The organism is Bradyrhizobium sp. CCGB01 (assembly GCF_024199795.1).
Lineage (GTDB): Bacteria > Pseudomonadota > Alphaproteobacteria > Rhizobiales > Xanthobacteraceae > Bradyrhizobium.
In genome coordinates this window covers 8,925,781-8,944,785 of sequence record NZ_JANADK010000001.1, presented here as the reverse complement: position 1 = coordinate 8,944,785, position 19,005 = coordinate 8,925,781, and the positions used below count along the sequence as shown (strand labels likewise).

At 65.4% G+C, this 19,005-nt stretch carries 21 protein-coding genes; 8 read left to right on the top strand and 13 right to left on the bottom strand.

Features of this window, described 5'->3' with window-relative positions; all coding sequences use genetic code 11:
- The first annotated feature begins 14 nt into the window (after nucleotides 1–14).
- From NLM25_RS42150 to NLM25_RS42130, 5 genes are read left to right on the top strand one after another with little or no spacing between them, the layout of a single operon-like run.
- On the top strand, nucleotides 15–1,859 hold the full coding sequence (locus NLM25_RS42150; protein WP_254140848.1) for a DNA polymerase III subunit gamma/tau: 1,845 nt from the start codon (nucleotides 15–17) through the stop codon (nucleotides 1,857–1,859).
- Nucleotides 1,860–1,883: 24 nt separating this feature from the next.
- Entirely contained in the window at nucleotides 1,884–2,204 is a 321-nt protein-coding gene (locus NLM25_RS42145; protein ID WP_254123806.1) for a YbaB/EbfC family nucleoid-associated protein, read from the top strand.
- A 1-nt stretch (nucleotide 2,205) separates the two neighbouring features.
- On the top strand, nucleotides 2,206–2,808 hold the full coding sequence (recR, locus tag NLM25_RS42140; RefSeq protein WP_254140847.1) for a recombination mediator RecR: 603 nt from the start codon (nucleotides 2,206–2,208) through the stop codon (nucleotides 2,806–2,808).
- Nucleotides 2,809–2,834: 26 nt separating this feature from the next.
- On the top strand, nucleotides 2,835–3,272 hold the full coding sequence (locus NLM25_RS42135; RefSeq protein WP_254140846.1) for a hypothetical protein: 438 nt from the start codon (nucleotides 2,835–2,837) through the stop codon (nucleotides 3,270–3,272).
- 41 nt (nucleotides 3,273–3,313) lie between these two features.
- Complete coding sequence (locus NLM25_RS42130) at nucleotides 3,314–3,754, top strand: hypothetical protein (RefSeq protein WP_254140845.1); 441 nt, start codon at nucleotides 3,314–3,316, stop codon at nucleotides 3,752–3,754.
- Nucleotide 3,755: 1 nt separating this feature from the next.
- Here the strand turns inward: NLM25_RS42130 and NLM25_RS42125 are convergent, their stop codons facing one another.
- Together NLM25_RS42125 and NLM25_RS42120 are read right to left on the bottom strand one after the other, a co-directional pair.
- Entirely contained in the window at nucleotides 3,756–5,120 is a 1,365-nt protein-coding gene (locus NLM25_RS42125; protein WP_254140844.1) for an MFS transporter, read from the bottom strand.
- A 191-nt stretch (nucleotides 5,121–5,311) separates the two neighbouring features.
- Nucleotides 5,312–6,511, bottom strand: coding sequence for a DNA recombination protein RmuC (locus tag NLM25_RS42120; protein WP_254123801.1), 1,200 nt, complete (start codon nucleotides 6,509–6,511; stop codon nucleotides 5,312–5,314).
- A gap of 170 nt (nucleotides 6,512–6,681) precedes the next feature.
- On the opposite strand from NLM25_RS42120, the gene def reads away from it, so the two are divergent.
- The 3 genes from def (at nucleotide 6,682) to truA (ending at nucleotide 9,011) form a co-directional block, all read left to right on the top strand.
- The gene (gene def / locus NLM25_RS42115) at nucleotides 6,682–7,206 is read left to right on the top strand and encodes a peptide deformylase (protein WP_254123800.1); all 525 of its coding nucleotides are present in this window, start codon (nucleotides 6,682–6,684) and stop codon (nucleotides 7,204–7,206) included.
- A 144-nt stretch (nucleotides 7,207–7,350) separates the two neighbouring features.
- On the top strand, nucleotides 7,351–8,274 hold the full coding sequence (gene fmt / locus NLM25_RS42110) for a methionyl-tRNA formyltransferase (protein WP_254123799.1): 924 nt from the start codon (nucleotides 7,351–7,353) through the stop codon (nucleotides 8,272–8,274).
- Complete coding sequence (gene truA / locus NLM25_RS42105) at nucleotides 8,274–9,011, top strand: tRNA pseudouridine(38-40) synthase TruA (protein ID WP_254140843.1); 738 nt, start codon at nucleotides 8,274–8,276, stop codon at nucleotides 9,009–9,011. The genes fmt and truA overlap by 1 nt, the downstream gene beginning before the upstream one ends.
- 161 nt (nucleotides 9,012–9,172) lie before the next feature.
- On the opposite strand, the gene dapE is transcribed toward truA, so the two are convergent.
- The 11 genes from dapE to rpmH form a co-directional block, all read right to left on the bottom strand.
- A complete protein-coding gene (gene dapE, locus NLM25_RS42100; RefSeq protein WP_254140842.1) occupies nucleotides 9,173–10,339 on the bottom strand; it encodes a succinyl-diaminopimelate desuccinylase in 1,167 nt (388 codons plus the stop codon).
- Complete coding sequence (locus NLM25_RS42095) at nucleotides 10,336–10,980, bottom strand: DUF805 domain-containing protein (protein WP_254140841.1); 645 nt, start codon at nucleotides 10,978–10,980, stop codon at nucleotides 10,336–10,338. Before NLM25_RS42095 ends, dapE begins: the two co-directional genes overlap by 4 nt.
- A 146-nt stretch (nucleotides 10,981–11,126) precedes the next feature.
- Entirely contained in the window at nucleotides 11,127–11,972 is an 846-nt protein-coding gene (dapD, locus tag NLM25_RS42090; RefSeq protein ID WP_254140840.1) for a 2,3,4,5-tetrahydropyridine-2,6-dicarboxylate N-succinyltransferase, read from the bottom strand.
- Nucleotides 11,973–12,161: 189 nt separating this feature from the next.
- Entirely contained in the window at nucleotides 12,162–12,851 is a 690-nt protein-coding gene (locus NLM25_RS42085) for a pyrimidine 5'-nucleotidase (protein ID WP_254140839.1), read from the bottom strand.
- Nucleotides 12,852–13,069: 218 nt separating this feature from the next.
- Complete coding sequence (locus NLM25_RS42080) at nucleotides 13,070–14,056, bottom strand: DUF1036 domain-containing protein (protein WP_309143642.1); 987 nt, start codon at nucleotides 14,054–14,056, stop codon at nucleotides 13,070–13,072.
- Nucleotides 14,057–14,124: 68 nt separating this feature from the next.
- Nucleotides 14,125–15,012: an acetylglutamate kinase gene (argB, locus tag NLM25_RS42075; RefSeq protein ID WP_188103057.1), complete on the bottom strand. Its 888-nt coding sequence runs from the start codon at nucleotides 15,010–15,012 to the stop codon at nucleotides 14,125–14,127.
- A gap of 107 nt (nucleotides 15,013–15,119) precedes the next feature.
- Nucleotides 15,120–15,479, bottom strand: coding sequence for a DUF423 domain-containing protein (locus NLM25_RS42070; protein ID WP_254140837.1), 360 nt, complete (start codon nucleotides 15,477–15,479; stop codon nucleotides 15,120–15,122).
- Nucleotides 15,479–16,132, bottom strand: coding sequence for a ribosome biogenesis GTP-binding protein YihA/YsxC (yihA, locus tag NLM25_RS42065; RefSeq protein WP_254123792.1), 654 nt, complete (start codon nucleotides 16,130–16,132; stop codon nucleotides 15,479–15,481). The genes NLM25_RS42070 and yihA overlap by 1 nt, the downstream gene beginning before the upstream one ends.
- 112 nt (nucleotides 16,133–16,244) lie before the next feature.
- Entirely contained in the window at nucleotides 16,245–18,086 is a 1,842-nt protein-coding gene (gene yidC / locus NLM25_RS42060) for a membrane protein insertase YidC (protein ID WP_254140836.1), read from the bottom strand.
- A 16-nt stretch (nucleotides 18,087–18,102) separates the two neighbouring features.
- Nucleotides 18,103–18,519 (bottom strand): ribonuclease P protein component, encoded by a 417-nt coding sequence (rnpA, locus tag NLM25_RS42055; RefSeq protein WP_254123790.1) that lies wholly within the window; start codon nucleotides 18,517–18,519, stop codon nucleotides 18,103–18,105.
- Between the two features lie 28 nt (nucleotides 18,520–18,547).
- Nucleotides 18,548–18,682 (bottom strand): 50S ribosomal protein L34, encoded by a 135-nt coding sequence (gene rpmH / locus NLM25_RS42050; RefSeq protein ID WP_008542748.1) that lies wholly within the window; start codon nucleotides 18,680–18,682, stop codon nucleotides 18,548–18,550.
- Between the last annotated feature and the right edge of the window lie 323 nt (nucleotides 18,683–19,005).

Sequence of the window (19,005 nt, the reverse complement as noted above, 5' to 3'; positions counted from 1 at the left end):
TTGCGGATCGACCGATGACCGACGCTGGCGCCCCTCCCAACCCTGACAGCGCCGGCCAGGCCGGCAACGCGCCTTACCGGGTTCTGGCGCGCAAATACCGTCCCTCCTCATTCGACGATCTGATCGGCCAGGAGGCCGTGGTCCGCACCGTCTCCAATGCGTTCGAGACCGGGCGCATTCCGCAGGCCTGGATCCTCACCGGCGTCCGGGGCGTCGGCAAGACCACCACTGCGCGTATTCTGGCCCGTGCGCTCAACTACGAGATGCCGGATGGGTCGGTGAAGGGCCCGACCATCCACATGCCGACCCTCGGCGTGCATTGCCAGGCGATCATGGAAAGCCGGCACATGGACGTGCTGGAGATGGACGCCGCCTCGCACACCGGCGTTGATGACGTCCGCCAGATCAATGACAGCGTGCGCTACGCGCCGGCCAGCGCCCGCTACAAGGTCTACATCATCGACGAAGTCCACATGCTGTCGACGGCGGCGTTCAACGCCTTCCTGAAGACGCTGGAGGAACCGCCGGAGCACGCCAAGTTCGTGTTCGCCACGACCGAGATCCGCAAGGTTCCGGTCACGGTGCTGTCGCGCTGCCAGCGTTTCGACCTGCGCCGCGTCGAGGCCGACGTGTTGATGAAGCACCTCGCCAATATCGCGGCGAAGGAGAGCGTCGAAATCGAGCCCGAGGCGCTCGGCATCATCGCGCGTGCTGCCGAAGGCTCGGTGCGCGATTCGCTGTCGCTGCTCGACCAGGCGATCGCGCATGCGGCGGGCCAGGTGAAGGCCGACGCGGTCAGGCAGATGCTGGGCCTCGCCGACCGCACCCGCGTCATCGACCTGTTCGATTCGCTGGCGCGTGGCGACATCGCAAGCGCCTTCAAGGAGTTCCGCGACCAGTACGATGTCGGCGCCGATCCGATCGTCGTGCTCTCGGACCTTGCCGAATTCGTCAACTTCGTCACCCGCGTGAAGATCGTGCCGGCGACCGCCGACAACGTCGCCTATGGCGAGACCGAGCGCGTGCGCGCGCGGGAGTTCGCCTCGAAAATCTCGATGCGGGTGCTGTCGCGGATGTGGCAGATGCTGCTCAAGGGCATCACCGAGGTGCAGGCCGCGACGCGCCCCGCGGCGGCCGCCGAGATGGTGCTGGTGCGCATCGCCTATGTCGCGGACCTGCCGACGCCGGACGAGGCGATCAGGATGCTGGAGCAGAACGGCGGCGGCTCGCCGGTCGCGAGCGGCGGAAGTGCCGCGCGCAGCGGCGCGCCGGGTGCGCCGATGGCCTCCGCGGCGCCGATTGCTTCGGCCGCGCCCATGCGCGCACCGACCTCAGCGCCGTCCGCGTTCGGCGGCGGCGGCGCCCGGCCGCAGATGGTGGCGCCCGCGCCGGATCCGCAAGGTGCCGCACCCCAGCTGCGCATCACGAGCTTCACCCAGCTCGTCGCGCTTGCCAGCCAGAAGCGCGACGTCATGACCAAGGGCGCGCTCGAAGGCGACATGCGCCTGGTCCGTTTCGAGGAGGGCCGGCTGGAAGTCGCGCTCGAGCCCAACGCCTCCAAGACCATGATCTCCGAGCTCGCGCGCAAGTTCGAGCAGTGGACCGGCCGCCGCTGGACCGTGATCGTCTCCAACGAGCAGGGCCAGCCGACGCTGCGCTCGGTGAACCAGGCGGCGAAGCAGGAACATGCGCGTTCCGCCGAAGCCGATCCGCGCGTGCAGGAGGTGCTGTCGCGTTTCCCCGGTGCGAAGGTCGTCGAGGTCCGCAGGCTTGCCCCCGAGACGCCGGAAACCAATATGAATGCGGACTATGGCAGTGACGATCCGCCCGATGGTTCCGACGGCGACGACGATCTCTGAGCCGATTTTCCAAGGATAGCACCGATGGTCGATATATTCGGCATGATGAAGCAGGCGCAGCAACTGCAATCCAAGATGCAGGAGATGCAGGACCAGCTCTCCAACGTCGAGGTCGAAGGCATCTCCGGAGGCGGTCTCGTCGCCGTGCGCATGACCGCGAAGATGGACGTGAAGGGCATCAGGATCGATCCCTCACTGATGAAGCCGGAAGAGCGCGAGGTGCTCGAGGACCTGCTCGTGACCGCCCTCGGCGATGCCCGCCGCAAGGCCGAGACGGCCATGCAGGAGAAGATGCAGGCGCTCACGGGCGGGCTCAGCCTGCCGCCGGGTATGTTCGGCCAATAAGATGGGTTCGGTTGCGGGTCCCGAAATCGAGCGGCTGGTCCAGCTCCTCGCGCGGCTGCCGGGCCTCGGCCCGCGCTCGGCGCGGCGTGCGGCGCTGCACCTGATCAAGAAGCGCGAAGCGCTGATGATGCCGCTGTCGTCGGCCTTGCAGGTCGCGCTCGACAAGGTCCAGGTCTGCAAGACCTGCGGCAACATCGACACGCAAAATCCCTGCACGGTCTGCACCGATCCGAAGCGCGATGGCGCCATCATCGTCGTCGTCGCCGATGTCGCCGACCTCTGGGCGTTGGAGCGGGCCAATGCCACCCAGGGACGCTATCACGTGCTCGGCGCGACCTTGTCGCCGCTCGACGGCGTCGGCCCGCAGGACCTCACCATCGATGCCCTGGTTGCGCGGGCCCACGCCGCAGAGGTGCACGAGATCATCCTGGCGCTGAACGCGACGGTCGACGGCCAGACCACGGCGCACTACATCACCGACCTGCTTCAGGACGCCAACGTAAAAGTAACCCGCCTCGCCCATGGTGTGCCGGTCGGCGGCGAGCTTGATTATCTCGATGAGGGGACGCTTTCGGCCGCGATGCGGCAGCGGACTCTTTTCTAGCCATCCAGACTTACGGAACGGACGACATGACGAAACGATTCGCCACACGCCTGGCTTTGGCCGCGACGATGTTCTTGCTGGCGACACCGGCCATCGCCGCGCAGCAGGACGACGGGGCGCCGCCGCCGTCGAAGCCCGGCAAGCCGATCAACACCGGCGACGTGCTCTCGGGCGAACTGAACGCAATGAAGGTGCGCGACGTCAAGAACGCCGGAAAGCGGATCGCGATGTACCAGATCACCTCCGAGCCGCGCCGCCTGCCTGCGCCGAACGGGTTGTGCAATCTCGAGACCGGGCCTGAGACCTTCCAGCTCGTCACCTCCAGCGATGCGCAGGCCATGCAACTGAAATCGTTCGTCGGCAAGGAAATCTCGGTCAAGGTCGACGAAATCGCCTGCGCCAGCGATGCCGGCCAGATGAGCGAGGCCGTGATCACGAAGTGGAGCCTGATCAGGAAGCAGTAGGGGCGCGACGTCGCCGTGCCGGAGCGGATGGTCACTGCGCCTTGATCTCCGGTTGTGCTTCACGCATAGTGCAAGCGATCGAATTTTCGGAAGGTCGCTCGGCCGTGCGTGAAATATGCCTTGCTGTCCTGCTGGCCTTGGCCGGCGCAACTCCTTCACCGGTCTTGGCCGCACCGGACACGACCTCCTATCCGACGGCCGCCGCTGCGCTCGAGTCGCTGCGCGCCAAGCCGGGGCTGAAGACGTCCATCCGGTCCGGCTGGACCGTGATCGAGGATGAGGCCACGCTGAGCCTGTGGTCGTTCCCGCCGGCCGGCCATCCGGCCTATCCGGCAGCCATCCAGCGCCGTGCCGTGCAGGAAGGAAGTGACGTCGTCATCCGGATGAACGTGCTGTGCGAAGCGTCCAAGGCCGCTTGCGATGCGCTCGTTGCCGATTTCGAGATGCTCAACGGCCGAGTCCGGAAAGAGATGCAGCGCTAGCCTAGACCCGCACCGGCCCCAGCGCCTCGAAGTGCCCGCGCTTCTGCAGCCAGGCCAGCAGGATCAGGCTCGGGATCGCCACCAGCACGCAGATCACGAAGAACATTGGCCAGCCGGTCATGTCGGCCACGAAGCCGGCGCCTGACGAGAGATACGTGCGCCCCACCGCCGCAAGCGCGGTGAGCAGCGCATATTGCGTCGCCGTGTGCAGCGGGTTCTGGCACAGCGCGGAGAGATAGGCGACGAAGATCACGGTGCCGATCGCGCTGGTGAAATTCTCGGCGCAGATGGCGAGCGCCAGTGCCCATTGATTGGTGCCGACGACCGCGAGCCAGGAGAAGGTCAGGTTGGCCAGCGCCTGCACCACGCCGCCGATCCAGAGCGATGTCGCCAGCGAGTACCGCCGCGCGAGAAAACCGCCGGCAAAGCCGCCGATCAGCGTCGCCGCGAGGCCAACGCCCTTCACGATCGCCGCATAGTCGTTGCGGGTGAAGCCGAGGTCGATCACGAACGGCGCGGTCATCGTGCCGGAGAACGCATCGGTGAACTTGAACAGCACGACGAAGGCGAGCGCGGCGAGCGCGTCTTTCCGCGACAGGAATTCCGAGAAGGCGCCGATCGCGGCGTGCAGCACCCGCGCGAACGCGGTCTCGGTTTGCGTCGCAGCTTCCGCCCGCACCGATTGTCCGGGCTCGGTCGCGGCCAGCGCCGTGATCGTTCCGATCAGCACCATCGCCGCCATCACCACATAGCCCCACATCCAGGCCGACGTGCGCGGAATGCCGGTGCCCTCGAAGCCGGAGACGATGAACAGCGCGCCCGCGGTCGAGACCAGCATGCCGATGCGGTAGGCCGCGACGTAAGCCGCCATGCCGGCGGCCTGTTCGCTTTCCGGCAGGCTCTCGACGCGGAAGGCGTCGACCACGATGTCCTGCGTCGACGACGTCGTCGCGACCAGCAGCGCGCCCAGCGCGACATAGAAAGGCGAGCGAGCGGGGTCGGTCATCGCCAGCAGCAGGATCGCGACGATCAGCAGCAATTGCGAGAACAGCAGCCAGCCGCGCCGCCGCCCGAACGCGCGGGTGAACAGCGGCACATGCAGCGCGTCTACCAGCGGCGCCCACAAGAATTTCAGCGTGTAGGGCGTGCCGACCAGCGCAAAAAGCCCGATGGTTTTCAGATCGACGCCCGCCTCGCGCATCCACACCAGCAGCGTCGAGCCCGACAGCGCCAGCGGCAGCCCGGACGAGAAGCCGAGGAACAGCACGATCAGCACCCGCGGTTGCAGGTAAACGGCCAGGCCGTCGCGCCAGGAGGTCGCAGGGGCGGAGGTCGCGGCGGGGGATGTCGCGTCGGGTGCGGTCATGGGGAGGTGTTAGCAGATTCTGGGGGAAAAGACTCGCGGTAGCCGGTGAGGCGGGAATGGCTTCGACACCCTCGGTGTCATCGTCCGCGAAGGCGGACGATCCAGTAATCACCAGCGTTTCGGTTCAATCGCATCCGCCACGGCGTACTGGATGCCCTGCCTTCGCGGGGCATGACAGTGTGCCTTAAATCCTACTCCCCCGCCTGGAGCTTCCGCGGAAACAGCTCCGGCGCACCGGTCGCCACCAGATGCGGGCCATCCGGCGCTTCGGTCTTGCTGAAATCGAGCTCCTCGATTCGGCCCGCGCGCTTCTCGATCTTGTCGGCGGAGATCAGGATCTGGCGGACGTCCTCGTTCGCGTCGGCAAAGTGCTTCTGCAATTTGACCACGCGGTCGCGCAGGCGGCCGAGATCGTCGCCGAGCTTGATCACCTCGGTCTGAATCTGGTCGGCGGCATCGCGCATGCGCGCGTCCTTCATGATCTGCTGCATCACCTGGATCGCGAGCATCAGCAGCGAAGGCGACACCAGCACGACGCGGGCGCGGTAGGCCTTCTGGATCACGTCGTCGAAACCGTCATGGATTTCGGCGTAGACCGATTCCGACGGCACGAACATCAGCGCCATCTCCTGGGTCTCGCCGGTGACGAGGTATTTTTCCGCGATGTCGCTGACATGCTTCATCACGTCGCCGCGCAGCCGCTGCGTGGCGATGCGCCGCTCCTCGTCGGTGCGCGCATCGTGCAGCGCGGTCATCGCTTCCAGCGGAAATTTTGCGTCGATGCAGAGCGGTCGCTGGTCGGGCAGGAACACCACGCAATCCGGCCGCTTGCCCGTCGAGAGCGTGAACTGGAACTCGTAGGAGCCTTTTGGCAGGCCGTCCTGGACGATCGCCTCCATCCGCGCCTGGCCGAAGGCGCCGCGCGACTGCTTGTTGGCGAGCACGTCGCGCAGGGTCGTCACCTGCGTGGTGAGATCGGTCAGGTTCTTGTGCGCGCTGTCGATGATGCCGAGCCGCTCGTGCAGCGCGCGCAGGCTCTCCATGGTGTTGCGGGTGGAGTGTTCCATCGACTGGCCGACACGATGGGTCACCGAATCCAGCCGCTCGTTGACCGCCCGCGCCATCTCGGCCTGGCGTCCGGCCAGCGCCTGGGTCATGGCATCGACCCGGCCCGAGGCCTCGCTCTGGGCATGCAGCACCTGGCTGAGGCGTTCCTCCAGCTCATCCGCCCGGATCGCGTGCGCCATCGCGAGTTCCGCGCCGCGCCGCCCGGATCGCCCGATCACGACGGCAATCACCACCAGCAGGATGAGGACGAGGGCGCCGAAGCCGATCAGCGCATCGATGACGCGCACCGGCCAGTCGCCCAGCATGAAAATGATCTCGTTCATGCCGCCCTTCTAGCCGATTCGCGCACCCAAGCGAACGAAGAGGGAACGTGGGCGGTTAACAGCCCCCTAATTTTTATGGTTAACGAAACCTGAAGTTTTATGGTTAGCGGATCGTTAACGGAGTTCCTGGCCGCATTGACCGCATCCGGCGCGCGGCTTAAATCGCCGCCATGGCCCTACGAGAAATCATCATCCTGCCCGACAAGCAGCTGCGTCTGGTCTCCAAGCCGATCGAGAAGGTCACGCCGGAGATCCGCAAGCTTGCCGACGACATGTTCGAGACCATGTACGACGCGCCCGGTATCGGGCTCGCGGCGATCCAGATCGCGCAGCCGCTGCGGCTGATCACCATGGACCTCGCCAAGCGCGACGAGAACGGAGAGACCAATCCGGAGCCGCGCGTCTTCATCAACCCCGAGATCATCGCGTCCTCCGAGGATCTGTCGATCTACGAGGAAGGCTGCCTGTCGATCCCCGAATATTACGAGGAGGTCGAGCGGCCTGCGAAGGTGCGCGTGCGCTTCACCGATCTCGACGGCAAGGTGCACGAAGAGGACGCCGAAGGCCTCTATGCCACCTGCATCCAGCACGAGATCGACCATCTCAACGGCGTCCTGTTCGTTGACTATCTGTCGAAACTCAAGCGCGACCGCGTGATGAAGAAGTTCGAGAAAGCCGCCAAGCGCGCGGAGTGAGGTTCCCGTCATTCCGGGGCGATGCGCAGCATCGAACCCGGAATCTCGAGATTCTCAGGTGCGCAATTGCGCACCGTAGTTCGGCTCTTCGAGCCGCCCCGGAATGACTGTTACTGGAATTGCGTCCTTCGCAGGTTTTTTCCAATGCCCCTCCGCCTGATCTTCATGGGCACGCCCGATTTCTCCGTGCCGACGCTGCTCGAGCTGGTCTCGCACGGCCACGAGATCGCGGCGGTCTACACCCGCGCGCCGAAGCCCGGCGGGCGGCGCGGCCTGCAATTGCAGCCGACCCCGGTCGAGGAAGCGGCGCGAAAGCTCGGCGTGCCCGTGCTGACGCCGAAGACGTTGAAGACCGCGGAAGCGCTCGATGAGTTCAGCGCCTTCGACGCCGATGCTGCCGTCGTCGTCGCCTACGGCATGATCCTGCCACAGGCCATTCTCGATGCGCCAAAGCTCGGCTGCTACAATCTGCATGCTTCGCTCTTGCCGCGCTGGCGCGGTGCCGCCCCCATCAACCGCGCGATCATGGCGGGCGACGCCGAGAGCGGCGTCATGGTGATGAAGATGGACGTCGGCCTCGACACCGGCGACGTCGCGATGGCCGAGCGTCTTCCGATCACCGACAACATGACCGCGATCGATCTGCACGACCGGCTCTCCCGGCTCGGCGCCGATCTGATGGTACGCGCCATGGCGGCGCTCGGGCGCGGCGGGCTCCAGCTCAAAAAGCAGAGCGAGGACGGCGTCACCTATGCCGCCAAGATCGACAAGGCCGAGGCGCGGATCGACTGGAGCAAGCCGGCGCGCGAGGTGCTGCGCCACATCCACGGCCTGTCGCCGTTTCCCGGCGCATGGGCCGAGCTTGAGAATGCGCGCGTCAAAATCCTGCGCTGCGAGCTGGCGAAGGGCGCGGGCGCGCCGGGCGAGGTGCTCGACGACCTCCTCACCATCGCTTGCGGTGAGGGCGCGATCCGCATCATCGAGCTCCAGCGCGAAGGCAAGGCCCGGATGCAGGCCACCGACTTCCTGCGCGGCGTGCCGGTCAAGCCGCCGATGCGGTTCGGTTGATGCCCCGCTACAAGCTCACCATCGAATATGACGGCGCGCCGTTCTTCGGCTGGCAGGTGCAGGAGACGCTGCCGTCGGTGCAGGGCGCGCTGGAAGCGGCCGTGAAGGCGATGACCGGCGCGGATCTGCGGGTCCACGGCGCCGGCCGCACCGATGCCGGCGTGCACGCGCGCGGCCAGGTCGCGCATGTCGATGTCGACAAGCAGTTTCCGCCGGGCCGCTTTCGCGACGGGCTCAACGCGCATCTGCGCCCGCATCCGGTGGCGGTGCTGGAGGCCGAGATCGTGCCCGACACGTTCGAGGCGCGCTTCTCGGCGGTGAAGCGCCATTATCGCTACCGCGTCATCAACACCCGCGCCAATCTCGCGCTCGATGTCGGCCATGCCTGGCGCGTGCCGCGACGGCTCGATGCCGAGGCGATGCATGCGGCCGCGCAACGTTTGCTCGGCAAGCACGATTTCACGACCTTCCGCGACACTGAATGCCAGGCCAAATCGCCGGAGAAGACGCTCGACCAGCTCGACGTACTGCGCGACGGCCGCGAGATCACGATTCTCACCTCGGCGCGCTCGTTCCTGCATAGCCAGGTGCGCTCGATGGTGGGCTCGCTGGTCTGGGTCGGCGAAGGCCGCTGGACCGCGGACGATCTCTCCGCAGCGTTAGCAGCCCGCAACCGCGCCGCCTGCGGCATCGTCGCCCCGCCGGACGGGCTGTATCTGGTGAAGGTGGATTATTAGGCGAGAGGCAGACGCCCTTGCCTCATCATCGGTGTCATGCTCCGGCTTGACCGGGCCATCCAGTACGCCGCGGCCTATCGAGGAATCACTGTCGTCTCGGCGTACTGGATCGCCCGATCAAGTCGGGCGATGACGGCGGAGAGCGGAGAGGCAGTCGAGCCCTACCCAAAATACCGCGTCAAAATCCCGCGATACACCTGCGTCAGCTTCTCCAGATCCGTCACCGGCACGCGCTCGTTCACCTGGTGCATGGTCTGGCCGACCAGCCCGAACTCGATCACCGGGCAATAGCTCGAGATGAAGCGCGCATCCGAGGTGCCGCCTGAGGTCGACAGCTCCGGCTTGCGGCCCGTCACCTCCTCGATCGCGGACACCGCGAGATCGGTGAACGGGCCGGGCTTGGTGACGAACACGTTGGAGTTCGAGGGATCCCAGACGATGCGGGCCTTGATGCGGTTGCCGCAGGCTTTCGTCAGCCGCGTCTCGACCAGCTCGCGCAGGCTCGCCTGGGTGTGGTTGTCGTTGTAGCGGATGTTGAACCTGGCGCGGGCCTCGCCGGGGATCACGTTGCTGGCCTTGTTGCCGACGTCCACCGAGGTGAATTCGAGATTGGACGCCTGGAACTGCGCGCTGCCGTGATCGAGCGGCTCGTCGGAGATCGCCACGATCAGCCGCGAGATATCGGGCACCGGATTGGAGGCGCGATGCGGATAGGCGACGTGGCCCTGCACGCCGTCGACCAGAAGCGTGCCGGATTGCGAGCCGCGGCGGCCCACCTTGATGGTGTCGCCGAGCGTCTCGACATTGGAGGGCTCGCCCAGCACGCAATGGTCGAATTTTTCGCCGCGCTCGGCGGCCCATTTGAGCAGCTTGATGGTGCCGTTGATGGAGACGTCTTCCTCGTCGCCGGTGATCAGGAACGAGATCGAGCCCTTGCCGTCCGCGCGGGGCTTGCCGCCGTTCGCGGCGAGATGCTCCAGCACCGCGGCGACCGAGCAGGCGATGCCGCCCTTCATGTCGACCGCGCCGCGGCCGTGCAGAAAGCCGTCTTTCACCTCACCGGAGAACGCGCCGACGCTCCAGGCGCTCTCGTCGCCCGGCGGCACCACGTCGGTGTGGCCGGCGAAGGTGATGTGCGGCCCTTCAGTGCCGATCCGCGCATAGAGATTGTCGACGTCGGCCGTGCCTTCCTCGCTGAAGGTCACGCGGTGGCAGGTGAAGCCGGCAGCGGTGAGCGCCTTTTCAAGCACCCCGAGAGCACCGGCATCGGCCGGAGTTACCGAGGGGCAGCGGATGAGATCGCGGGCGATCGAGAGAGCATCGGTCATGCGCCCCGCTTAACATGCATGCCGCCGGGTGGGCTAGCACTGGGCGGGACAAATTCGATCTCGCTCTGCTGGTCCCAGTCCTTGGCCCGGTGTTCGGCGGCGCTGTCCTCGACGTCGGCCAGCGGATCGGCGCCGAACCGGTTGTCGCCCACGCTGCCGGGCACACAGAACATTTCGACGAAGCCCCACAGCCACAGGCTTGAAGCCGAGAGGCTGAACGGAAGCATCCAGTTGGAGTCAGGCAAAAGGTCCGAGAACTGGCTGAACAGGCCGGGCACGACGAAGAACGCTACGATCCACCAGCCGCTCCGGTCGCGGTCATGCAGCCGCTTGATGGCCGTCGCCAGGAAAATCCATGAGAACAGCGTCAGGCCAGACGCCTTCAGGAGCAGATCCGTGCGATCCAAGGATGCCAGCGAGTGATAGGCCCGGGGATCGACCAGCTTGAAGAGGTCGTCGAGGCCGAAGTCGAAATCGAGCTTGATGGATAGCTTTAACGATCCCTCGGCGTTGAGGAGGTGAAGCACCTGACCGACCACTCCCAGCAGGGCCGCCAGCACCGCGACGATCAGCAGGGCCTGCCACAGCAGAGCGCGATTGATGCGGCCGTCGAAGCGGAAGAGGTACCAGGTCCAGTCCATGCGAGAGGCTCCGGGCAGTCGAGGCCGCCCGGATATTGGTCGCGATGGAGGGAGGGTGGGTTCGATTTCGGAGCGAATGGTGAGCAGCGGATGGCGAGTAGGGCGCAGGCCCCATTCGCCACCGGCGATTCGCTATTCGCCCGACATCAATCCCGCAGCAGCTCGTTGATGCTGGTCTTCGAGCGCGTGCGCTCGTCGACGCGCTTGACGATGACGGCGCAGGCGGTGCTCGGGCCGATCTGGCCGTTCTTCATGGGCTTGCCGGGCAGTGCGCCGGGAACGACCACCGAATACTCAGGCACTTCGCCGATGAAGACCTCGCCGGTCTCGCGGTCGACGATCTTGGTGGAGGCGCCCAGGAACACGCCCATCGCCAGCACCGCGCCCTTGCGCACGATTACGCCTTCGGCGACCTCGGAGCGCGCGCCGATGAAGCAATCGTCCTCGACGATGACGGGCTCGGCCTGGAGCGGCTCGAGCACGCCGCCGATGCCGGCGCCGCCGGAGATGTGCACGCGCTTGCCGATCTGCGCGCAGGAGCCGACGGTCGCCCAGGTGTCGACCATGGTGCTCTCATCGACATAGGCGCCGAGATTGACGAAGGACGGCATCAGCACGACGTTCTTGGCGATGAAGGCCGAGCGGCGCACCACCGAGCCGGGCACGGCGCGGAAGCCGGCATCGCGAAAGCGGTTCTCGCCCCAGCCTTCGAACTTCGAGGGCACCTTGTCCCACCAGGTCGCCTTGCCGGACCCGCCGGGAATGACGCCCATGTCGTTGAGGCGGAAGGACAGCAGCACGGCCTTCTTCAGCCACTGATTGACCTTCCACTTGCCGTCGGCCCCGCGCTCGGCGACGCGCGCCTCGCCCTTGTCCAGAATCTCCAGCGCCTGGTCCACGGCCTCGCGCACCTCGCCCTTGGTCGAGGTCGAGATGCCGTCGCGCGCGTCGAAGGCGCTGTTGATGGTGGATTCGAGGGCTTGGAGGGACATCGGGATTTCCTCTTCGGAACGTGAATTTTGACGGATTGGGGCGCTTTTTCGGGATTTGGGGGGACGGAGTCAAGGCATAGTCCGCCGTCGTCCCGGCCTCCGTAGCCCGGATGGAGCTAAGCGCAATCCGGAAAGTCTCTCCGCGGCGAGAGGCCCCGGATTTCGCTGCGCTCCATCCGGGCTACGGGCTTACCGCGGCAGTCGGGCCAAAAACCCCGTCAGATCATCCGTGACGTGGTCGACATGGGCGGCGTCGCGCCCTTCCAGCTCCCAGTCCTCGCGCACCACTTCCTTGGTCCCGTCAGGCACCACCAGCACCGTGGTCATGCCGAGCGCGTGGGGAACGGTGAGATTGCGGGAGAGGTCCTCGAACATGGCGGCTTTGGTCGGATCCACCGCATGGTCTGAGAGGAATTTTCGATAGGTCTGCTCCGCCGGCTTCGGCTCGAAGCCGGCGGCGATGATGTCGAACACGCCGTCGAAATGCGAGCCGAGGCCAAGGCGGGCCAGCACCGCGTCGACATGGTCGACCGAGCCGTTGGTCAGGATCAGCTTGCGCCCGGACAGTTTTGCGATGGCTTCGCCGAGCGCCGGGTTCGGCTCCAGCGGCGAGTGGTCGATCTTGTGGACATAGGCGAGGTAGTCGTCGGCGCGCACGCCATGCATGGTCATCATGCCGCGCATGGTGGTGCCGAAGCGCCGGTAATAGTCCTTCTGGATCTTGCGCGCCTCCTCGGGCGTCACGTTCAGCCAGCTGCACACGAACTCCCCGATCCGCGCATCGACCTGCTGCCACAGATTGACGTGATGCGGATAGAGCGTGTTGTCGAGGTCGAACACCCAGGTGTCGACGTGGGCAAAGGTGCGGGGGGAGGTCATTGTGGCTCTCTATCCTTCAAACACAATCGCCGCCCGATCCTCCGCTGTCGTCCCGGACAAGCGCAGCGCAGATCCGGGACCCATAACCACAGGGAGTGGTTTGACGAAGACTGATAACCACCATCTCGCGCCACAACCAAATCCTGTGGTTATGGGTCCCTGCTTTCGCAGGGACGACAGCGGAGTTCTTGGCGCCGCCATCATCGCAGCAACACCCATCACGGCATCGCAAAGCGCAGCGTCTTGCCGCCGCTCGACATGTCGACCGCACCGAAACCCGTCGCCGCGAAACCGCGCGCGCCGCAGTCGGTCTGCTCGTTGGTCTCGAACTTGGTCTCGCGCGTGCAGAGCTGCCTGTCGCCGCCCCAGTTCAGCGGCTTGTCCTTCAGCTTGATGATCCGGTTGTCGGCGTCGATGGCTTCCGCGAAGCTGAAGATCTGCTTGGGCTGGCCGGTCACATCGGGGTGCAGGCACGTCCTGGGATCGATGCGATACCAGCCGCGGCTGGTCACCGACTTGCCGTCGTCGGTGGCGACCGCCGCCATCACCTTGTGCGGCGTGTCGTTGCACCAGGTCAGGCCCGTCGCGGACGGCGTCTGCACGGCGTCGACCATGGTCTTGAAGAAGTTTGGCGACGACAGGATGTCCGCCGCCAGTCCGCGGCTCTTCAGGAAGGCGGCCAGCGCGGCTTGCGTCTTCGGCCCGTCGACGCCGTCGATGGGAGCTGCGTCATAGCCTGCGATCACCAGCAGCCGCTGGATGCCGGCAAGGCGCGCCTGCTCGTCGTCATATTCGGAATCCTCGGCGAGATAGGCCGTGAAATTGCCGTCCGCTGCCTGCGTCGGGGTGATCTGGGTGAAGGGGACTTGCGTTTGGCCACTTCGGCACTGCCGCGCCGCCGCGATGACGAAATTGTCCTGCGCCACGCACAGCATGTCGCTGCCGTTCTGCGGGATCGGCGAGGCGCCGTAGACGCCGAGCGCGCGGGCGTTGAGCAGGATGCGGTCGGCGGTCAGTGTGCCCTGCACCACCACGCGGCAGGTGGCGGGATCGATCCTGAACCAGCCCCGCGTCGCGGTCGCCGCCTTGTCGTCGATGCCGATCGCGGCCTCGACCACATAGGACATGCGGTTGCAGATTTTCAGATCGGCAAAGGCCGGGGCGGAGGAGAAGAAGAACGAGACGGCTGCGGCAGGCAGCGTCATCAGCAAGCGCGCGAGGGGAGAGCGGCGAGGCCGCCGCTCTCCCAGCTCTGTTCCTGGCCGCGCGCTCATCACTTGTGGATCAGCGTGCCCGTGCCCTGGTTGGTGAAGAGCTCGAGCAGCACCGCGTGCTGCATCTTGCCGTCGATGATGACGACGCCCTCGACGCCCTGTTCGAGCGCGTAGATGCAGGTCTCGACCTTCGGGATCATGCCGCCGGAAATGGTGCCGTCGGCGATCAGCTTTCGGGCGTCCTTGACCGAAAGCTGCGGGATCAACTTCTTGGACTTGTCGAGCACGCCGGGCACGTCGGTGAGCAGCAAGAGGCGCTTGGCCTTCAGCGCGCCGGCAACGGCGCCGGCAAAGGTGTCGGCGTTGACGTTCAGCGTCTGGCCTTCCTTCGAGGTCGCGAGCGGCGCCAGCACCGGGATCAGCTCGTAGCCGATCAGCTGGTTGAGCAGCGTGAGGTCGACCTTCTCGGGATCGCCGACGAAGCCGAGATCGACCGCCTTCTCGATGTGCGAGTCCGGATCGATGATGGTCCGCGTCGTCTTCGACGCCTTGACCATGTTGCCGTCCTTGCCGGACAGTCCCACGGCCTTGCCACCGGCCTCGTTGATGTAGCCGACGATCTGCTTGTTGACGGAGCCGGCGAGCACCATCTCGACGATCTCGATGGTTGCGGCGTCGGTGATGCGGAGCCCTGCTGCGAATTCCGAGACGATGCCGAGGCGCTTGAGCATGGTCGCGATCTGCGGCCCGCCGCCATGCACCACCACGGGGTTGATCGCGGTCTGCTCGAGCAGCACGATGTCGCGGGCAAAGTTCTTCGCGGTCTCCTCGTCGCCCATGGCATGACCGCCATATTTGATGACGATGGTTTCTTCGTCATACTGCTGCATGTGCGGCAGCGCTTCGGACAGGATGCGGGCCTGGTCGAGCGGGGAGATGTCGGTCATGAGGCGGATCTCGCTGGCGGGATACTCGGCCGCGTTCTATCCGATTGGCGGGAGCAGCGCAAAGTGTTGGTGTTACCCTCTCCCACAAGGGGAGAAGGAAGAGAGCACTATTTCCGCGCCACCACCGCCGCCAGCGTCACCGCCAGCCAGCTCAAGATCATCACCGTTCCGCCGGTCGGCGCCGCATACGGAAACAGCGAGTGCCCCGCAAATTGCCGCAAGGTCAGGTCGCCCGCGAACAGCGCGGCGCCGATGACGAAGCCGAACGCCGCGATGAGGCCAATTCCGCCGTGCAGAAGGCCGCGCGCGAGCAGGGCGACGGTCGCGAGTATGGCAGTTGCATGAAACAGCAGCATGGCGCTTGCGGAGGCAAGCCGGCTCGCGTCGGCGCCGTGGGCGGAGGCCGCGGCCAGCGCGACGCCGGCAGCGCCCATCAAACCGGCAAGCCCAAGCAACAGGCGAACCATCACGAGCTTCGCTCTTCCAGCAGCTTCGCCATCGCGGCGCGCAGCTCGGCCATGCCGGTCGAGCTCCGCGACGAGGTCGCGAGCACGTTCGGGAACGCAGCCGGATGTTTTGCCAAAGCGGCCTCGGTCTCGGCGATCCGGGACTGAAGCTCGGAGGCCTTCACCTGGTCGGCTTTGGTCAGCACGATCTGGTAGCTGACGGCGGAGCGGTCGAGCGTCCCGAGGATTTCGAGATCGACGTCCTTGAGCCCGTGCCGCGCGTCGATCAGCACGTAGACGCGCGCGAGCGAGGCACGCCCCAGCAGGAATTTGTGGATCAGCTCGGTCCAGGACGCGACCTGGCTCTTCGGCGCCTTGGCGTAGCCATAGCCGGGCATGTCGACGAGGCGCAGGTCTTTTTTCCCGGGGACCTCGAAGAAGATCAGCTCCTGGGTGCGGCCCGGCGTATGCGAGGTGCGCGCCAGCGCGTTGCGCCCCGTGAGCGCGTTGATCAGGCTGGACTTGCCGACATTGGAGCGGCCGGCAAAGGCGATCTCCAGCCCATCCATCGGCGGCAGCGTCGCAATCGAGGGCGAGGCCCAGATGAACTGCCAGTCGCGCGCGAACAGCTTTCGCCCGGTCTCGATCAGCTTCGCATCTTTGTCGTCGGTCATGCGAAGGCTCGCTGTTTCCTTACGTCATTGCGAGCGAAGCGAAGCAATCCAGACTTTCTCCGTGGAAATAGTCTGGATCGCTTCGTCGCTTCGCTCCTCGCGATGACGGGAGCTACGTCGCCTTCTTCGCGAACGTCGCCTTGAGATTGTCGAACAGCTCCACCTTCACGCCGTTGCGGCGCATGATGAAGCTCTGCTGGAGCACCGAGAGCGTGTTGTTCCAGGCCCAGTAGATCACGAGGCCCGCCGGGAAGCCCGCCAGCATGAAGGTGAAGATCAGCGGCATCCAGTTGAAGATCAGCTGCTGGGTCGGATCCGGCGGCGTCGGGTTCAGCTTCATCTGGAACCACATCGTGATGCCCATGATGATCGGCCAGATGCCGAGCGCGAGGTAGTGGCCGAACACGGGAATCGTCGTCGGATCGAACGGGATCAGCCCGAACAGCGTGAAGAGGTTGGTCGGATCCGGCGCGGAGAGGTCCTTGATCCAGCCGTAGAACGGCGCGTGCCGCATCTCGATGGTGACGAACAGCACCTTGTAGAGCGAGAAGAACACCGGGATCTGGATCACGACGGGAAGACAGCCGGCGACCGGATTGATCTTCTCCTTGCGGTAGATCTCCATCATCTCCTGTTGCTGCTTCACCTTGTCGTCGGGATAGCGCTCCTTCAGCGCCTGAAGCTGCGGCTGTATCGACTTCATTTTCGCCATCGAGGCGTAGGACTTGTTCGCCAGCGGGAAGAACAAGAGCTTCACGATCACGGTCACGAGCAGGATCGAGATGCCGAAATTGCCGAAGAAGCGGTAGAAGAAGTCGAGGCCGAGGAACATCGGCTTGGTGATGAAGTAGAACCAGCCCCAGTCAATCAACAGATCGAAATGGTTGAGGCCGAGCTCCTTGTTGTAGCCGCCGAGGCCGGCGAACGGGAACACGCCGACGACGCCGGCTTCCTTGGCACCGGCGAACAGCCGCGCATTCGCGGTCGCGCTGCCGCCGATCGCGACGGTGACGGGATCGAGCAGATAGTCGGTCTGGTAGGTGTGGACGTTGCCGACCGGGTTCGACGAGAAGCGCGCCTGAAGCTGCGCACTGGTATCCGGCAGCAGCGCGGAGGCCCAGTACTTGTCGGTCATGCCGAGCCAGCCATTGGTCGCCTTGAAGTTCACCGACTTGGCTTCGTCGATCTTCTTGTAGGCGTATTCCTGCAGGCCATCGAGATAGCCGATCAGGCCCTCATGCAGGATGTAATAGCCGGAGACCTGCGGCGTGCCGTGGCGCGAGATCAGCGCGAACGGATAGAGCGTGACCGGCGCATTGCCGACGTTGCTCACCTCGTCCTTGACGGTGAAGAGATAGTGGTCGTCGACCGAGATGGTGCGGCGGAAGCTGAGGCCCTCGCCATTGTCCCACTTCAGCACCACCGGCGTCGTCGGCGTCAGGCTGCCGCTGCCGTCCTGCTGCCAGACGGTCTGGGCGTCCGGCAGCTTGGCCGTCACGCCGGTCGCCGGCACCCAGCCGAACTCGGCGTAATAGGGTTCTGCGGTGCCCGAGGGCGAATAGAGCACGATCGGCGGCGACTTCGGGTCGACCGTTTCGCGGTATTGCACCAGCGCGAGGTCGTCGATGCGGCCGCCCTTCAGCGAGACGCTGCCGGCAAGCCGCGGCGTGTCGATCTTCACGCGCGGGCTGGCTGCAATCGCGGTGTCGCGGGCGACGACCGGCTGGGCCTGGTTCGCGGCCGGTGTCGACGGCTGGGCTGCGCCGCCGGGCTGTGGCGCGGCGCCCGGCGTCGCGGACGCCGTCGGCTGCGGCGTGCTCTTCTGGAGCTCGGCCTGCGCCTGTTGCTGGGCGCGCTGCTTCTCCATCTGCGGCACGTTGTAGAAATACTGCCAGGCGATCAGCACCAGGCCGGAGAGAATGACGGCGAGGATGGTATTGCGATTGTCGGTCATCACTATGGTCTCGTCATCAATCCGGTTTGCGGCTGGTCGCAGGAACAGGGCCGGGCCTTGAGCCGTCGGTTCTTGAGCCGTCGATTTTTGGACCGCGTCTCTTGTGCGTATGCCGCGCGGGCTTCGTGAACGCTATGCGCAGATCGTCGAGCATGGTCGTGAAGTCGCGCGAGAGCGCGTCCCTTCGGCCAACCAGCACATAATCATGATGGGGTTGCATCGACACCGGATCGAGCCGCTTCACCAATTCGCGAAGCCGGCGCCGGATGCGATTGCGCTCGGGGGCGTTGCCGTTCTTTTTGGTGACGGTGAAGCCGATCCGGATCGGGCCGTTGTCGTCGCGGCCACGGCTTTGCAGGACGAACGCGGGACTATTCGCCCGCGCGCCATTGGCAACGGCGAGGAAATCCGCCCGCTGCCTCAGCCGATCCATGATGAAATCCCAAAAATGGGGGTCCGGCTCAGGCGCTCAGACGCTTGCGGCCGCGGGCGCGGCGGGCGGCGAGAACCTTGCGGCCGCCGGCAGTGGCGAGACGAGCACGGAAGCCGTGACGGCGCTTGCGCACCAGTTTGCTGGGTTGATAAGTCCGCTTCACGGGTTTTTCTCCGCTGACCGGGCAATTTGCCTGTAGAATTGATGGTAAAGTCCGGAAGATGCGGCCCAAAACGGACCGTTTTCGGCCCCAAGAGAGCCGCTCCCGGCGTCACACCGGGTCATCGCGGACAATTTGCGCGGCTTATAAGGGAGCGTCTTGTTTTCGTCAACGTCGCAAGAGCGCACGATTCCGGTGAATATCGCTGTTTGTGCGGGGTTTTTAACCCTTGAGGTAGCGACTCGCGATATCCGCGCTTACATCCCACCTCGGGAGATTAGCGATCCGTAATTTGACCCGGCCCCCGGGCGGGTCGCATCCTCCAT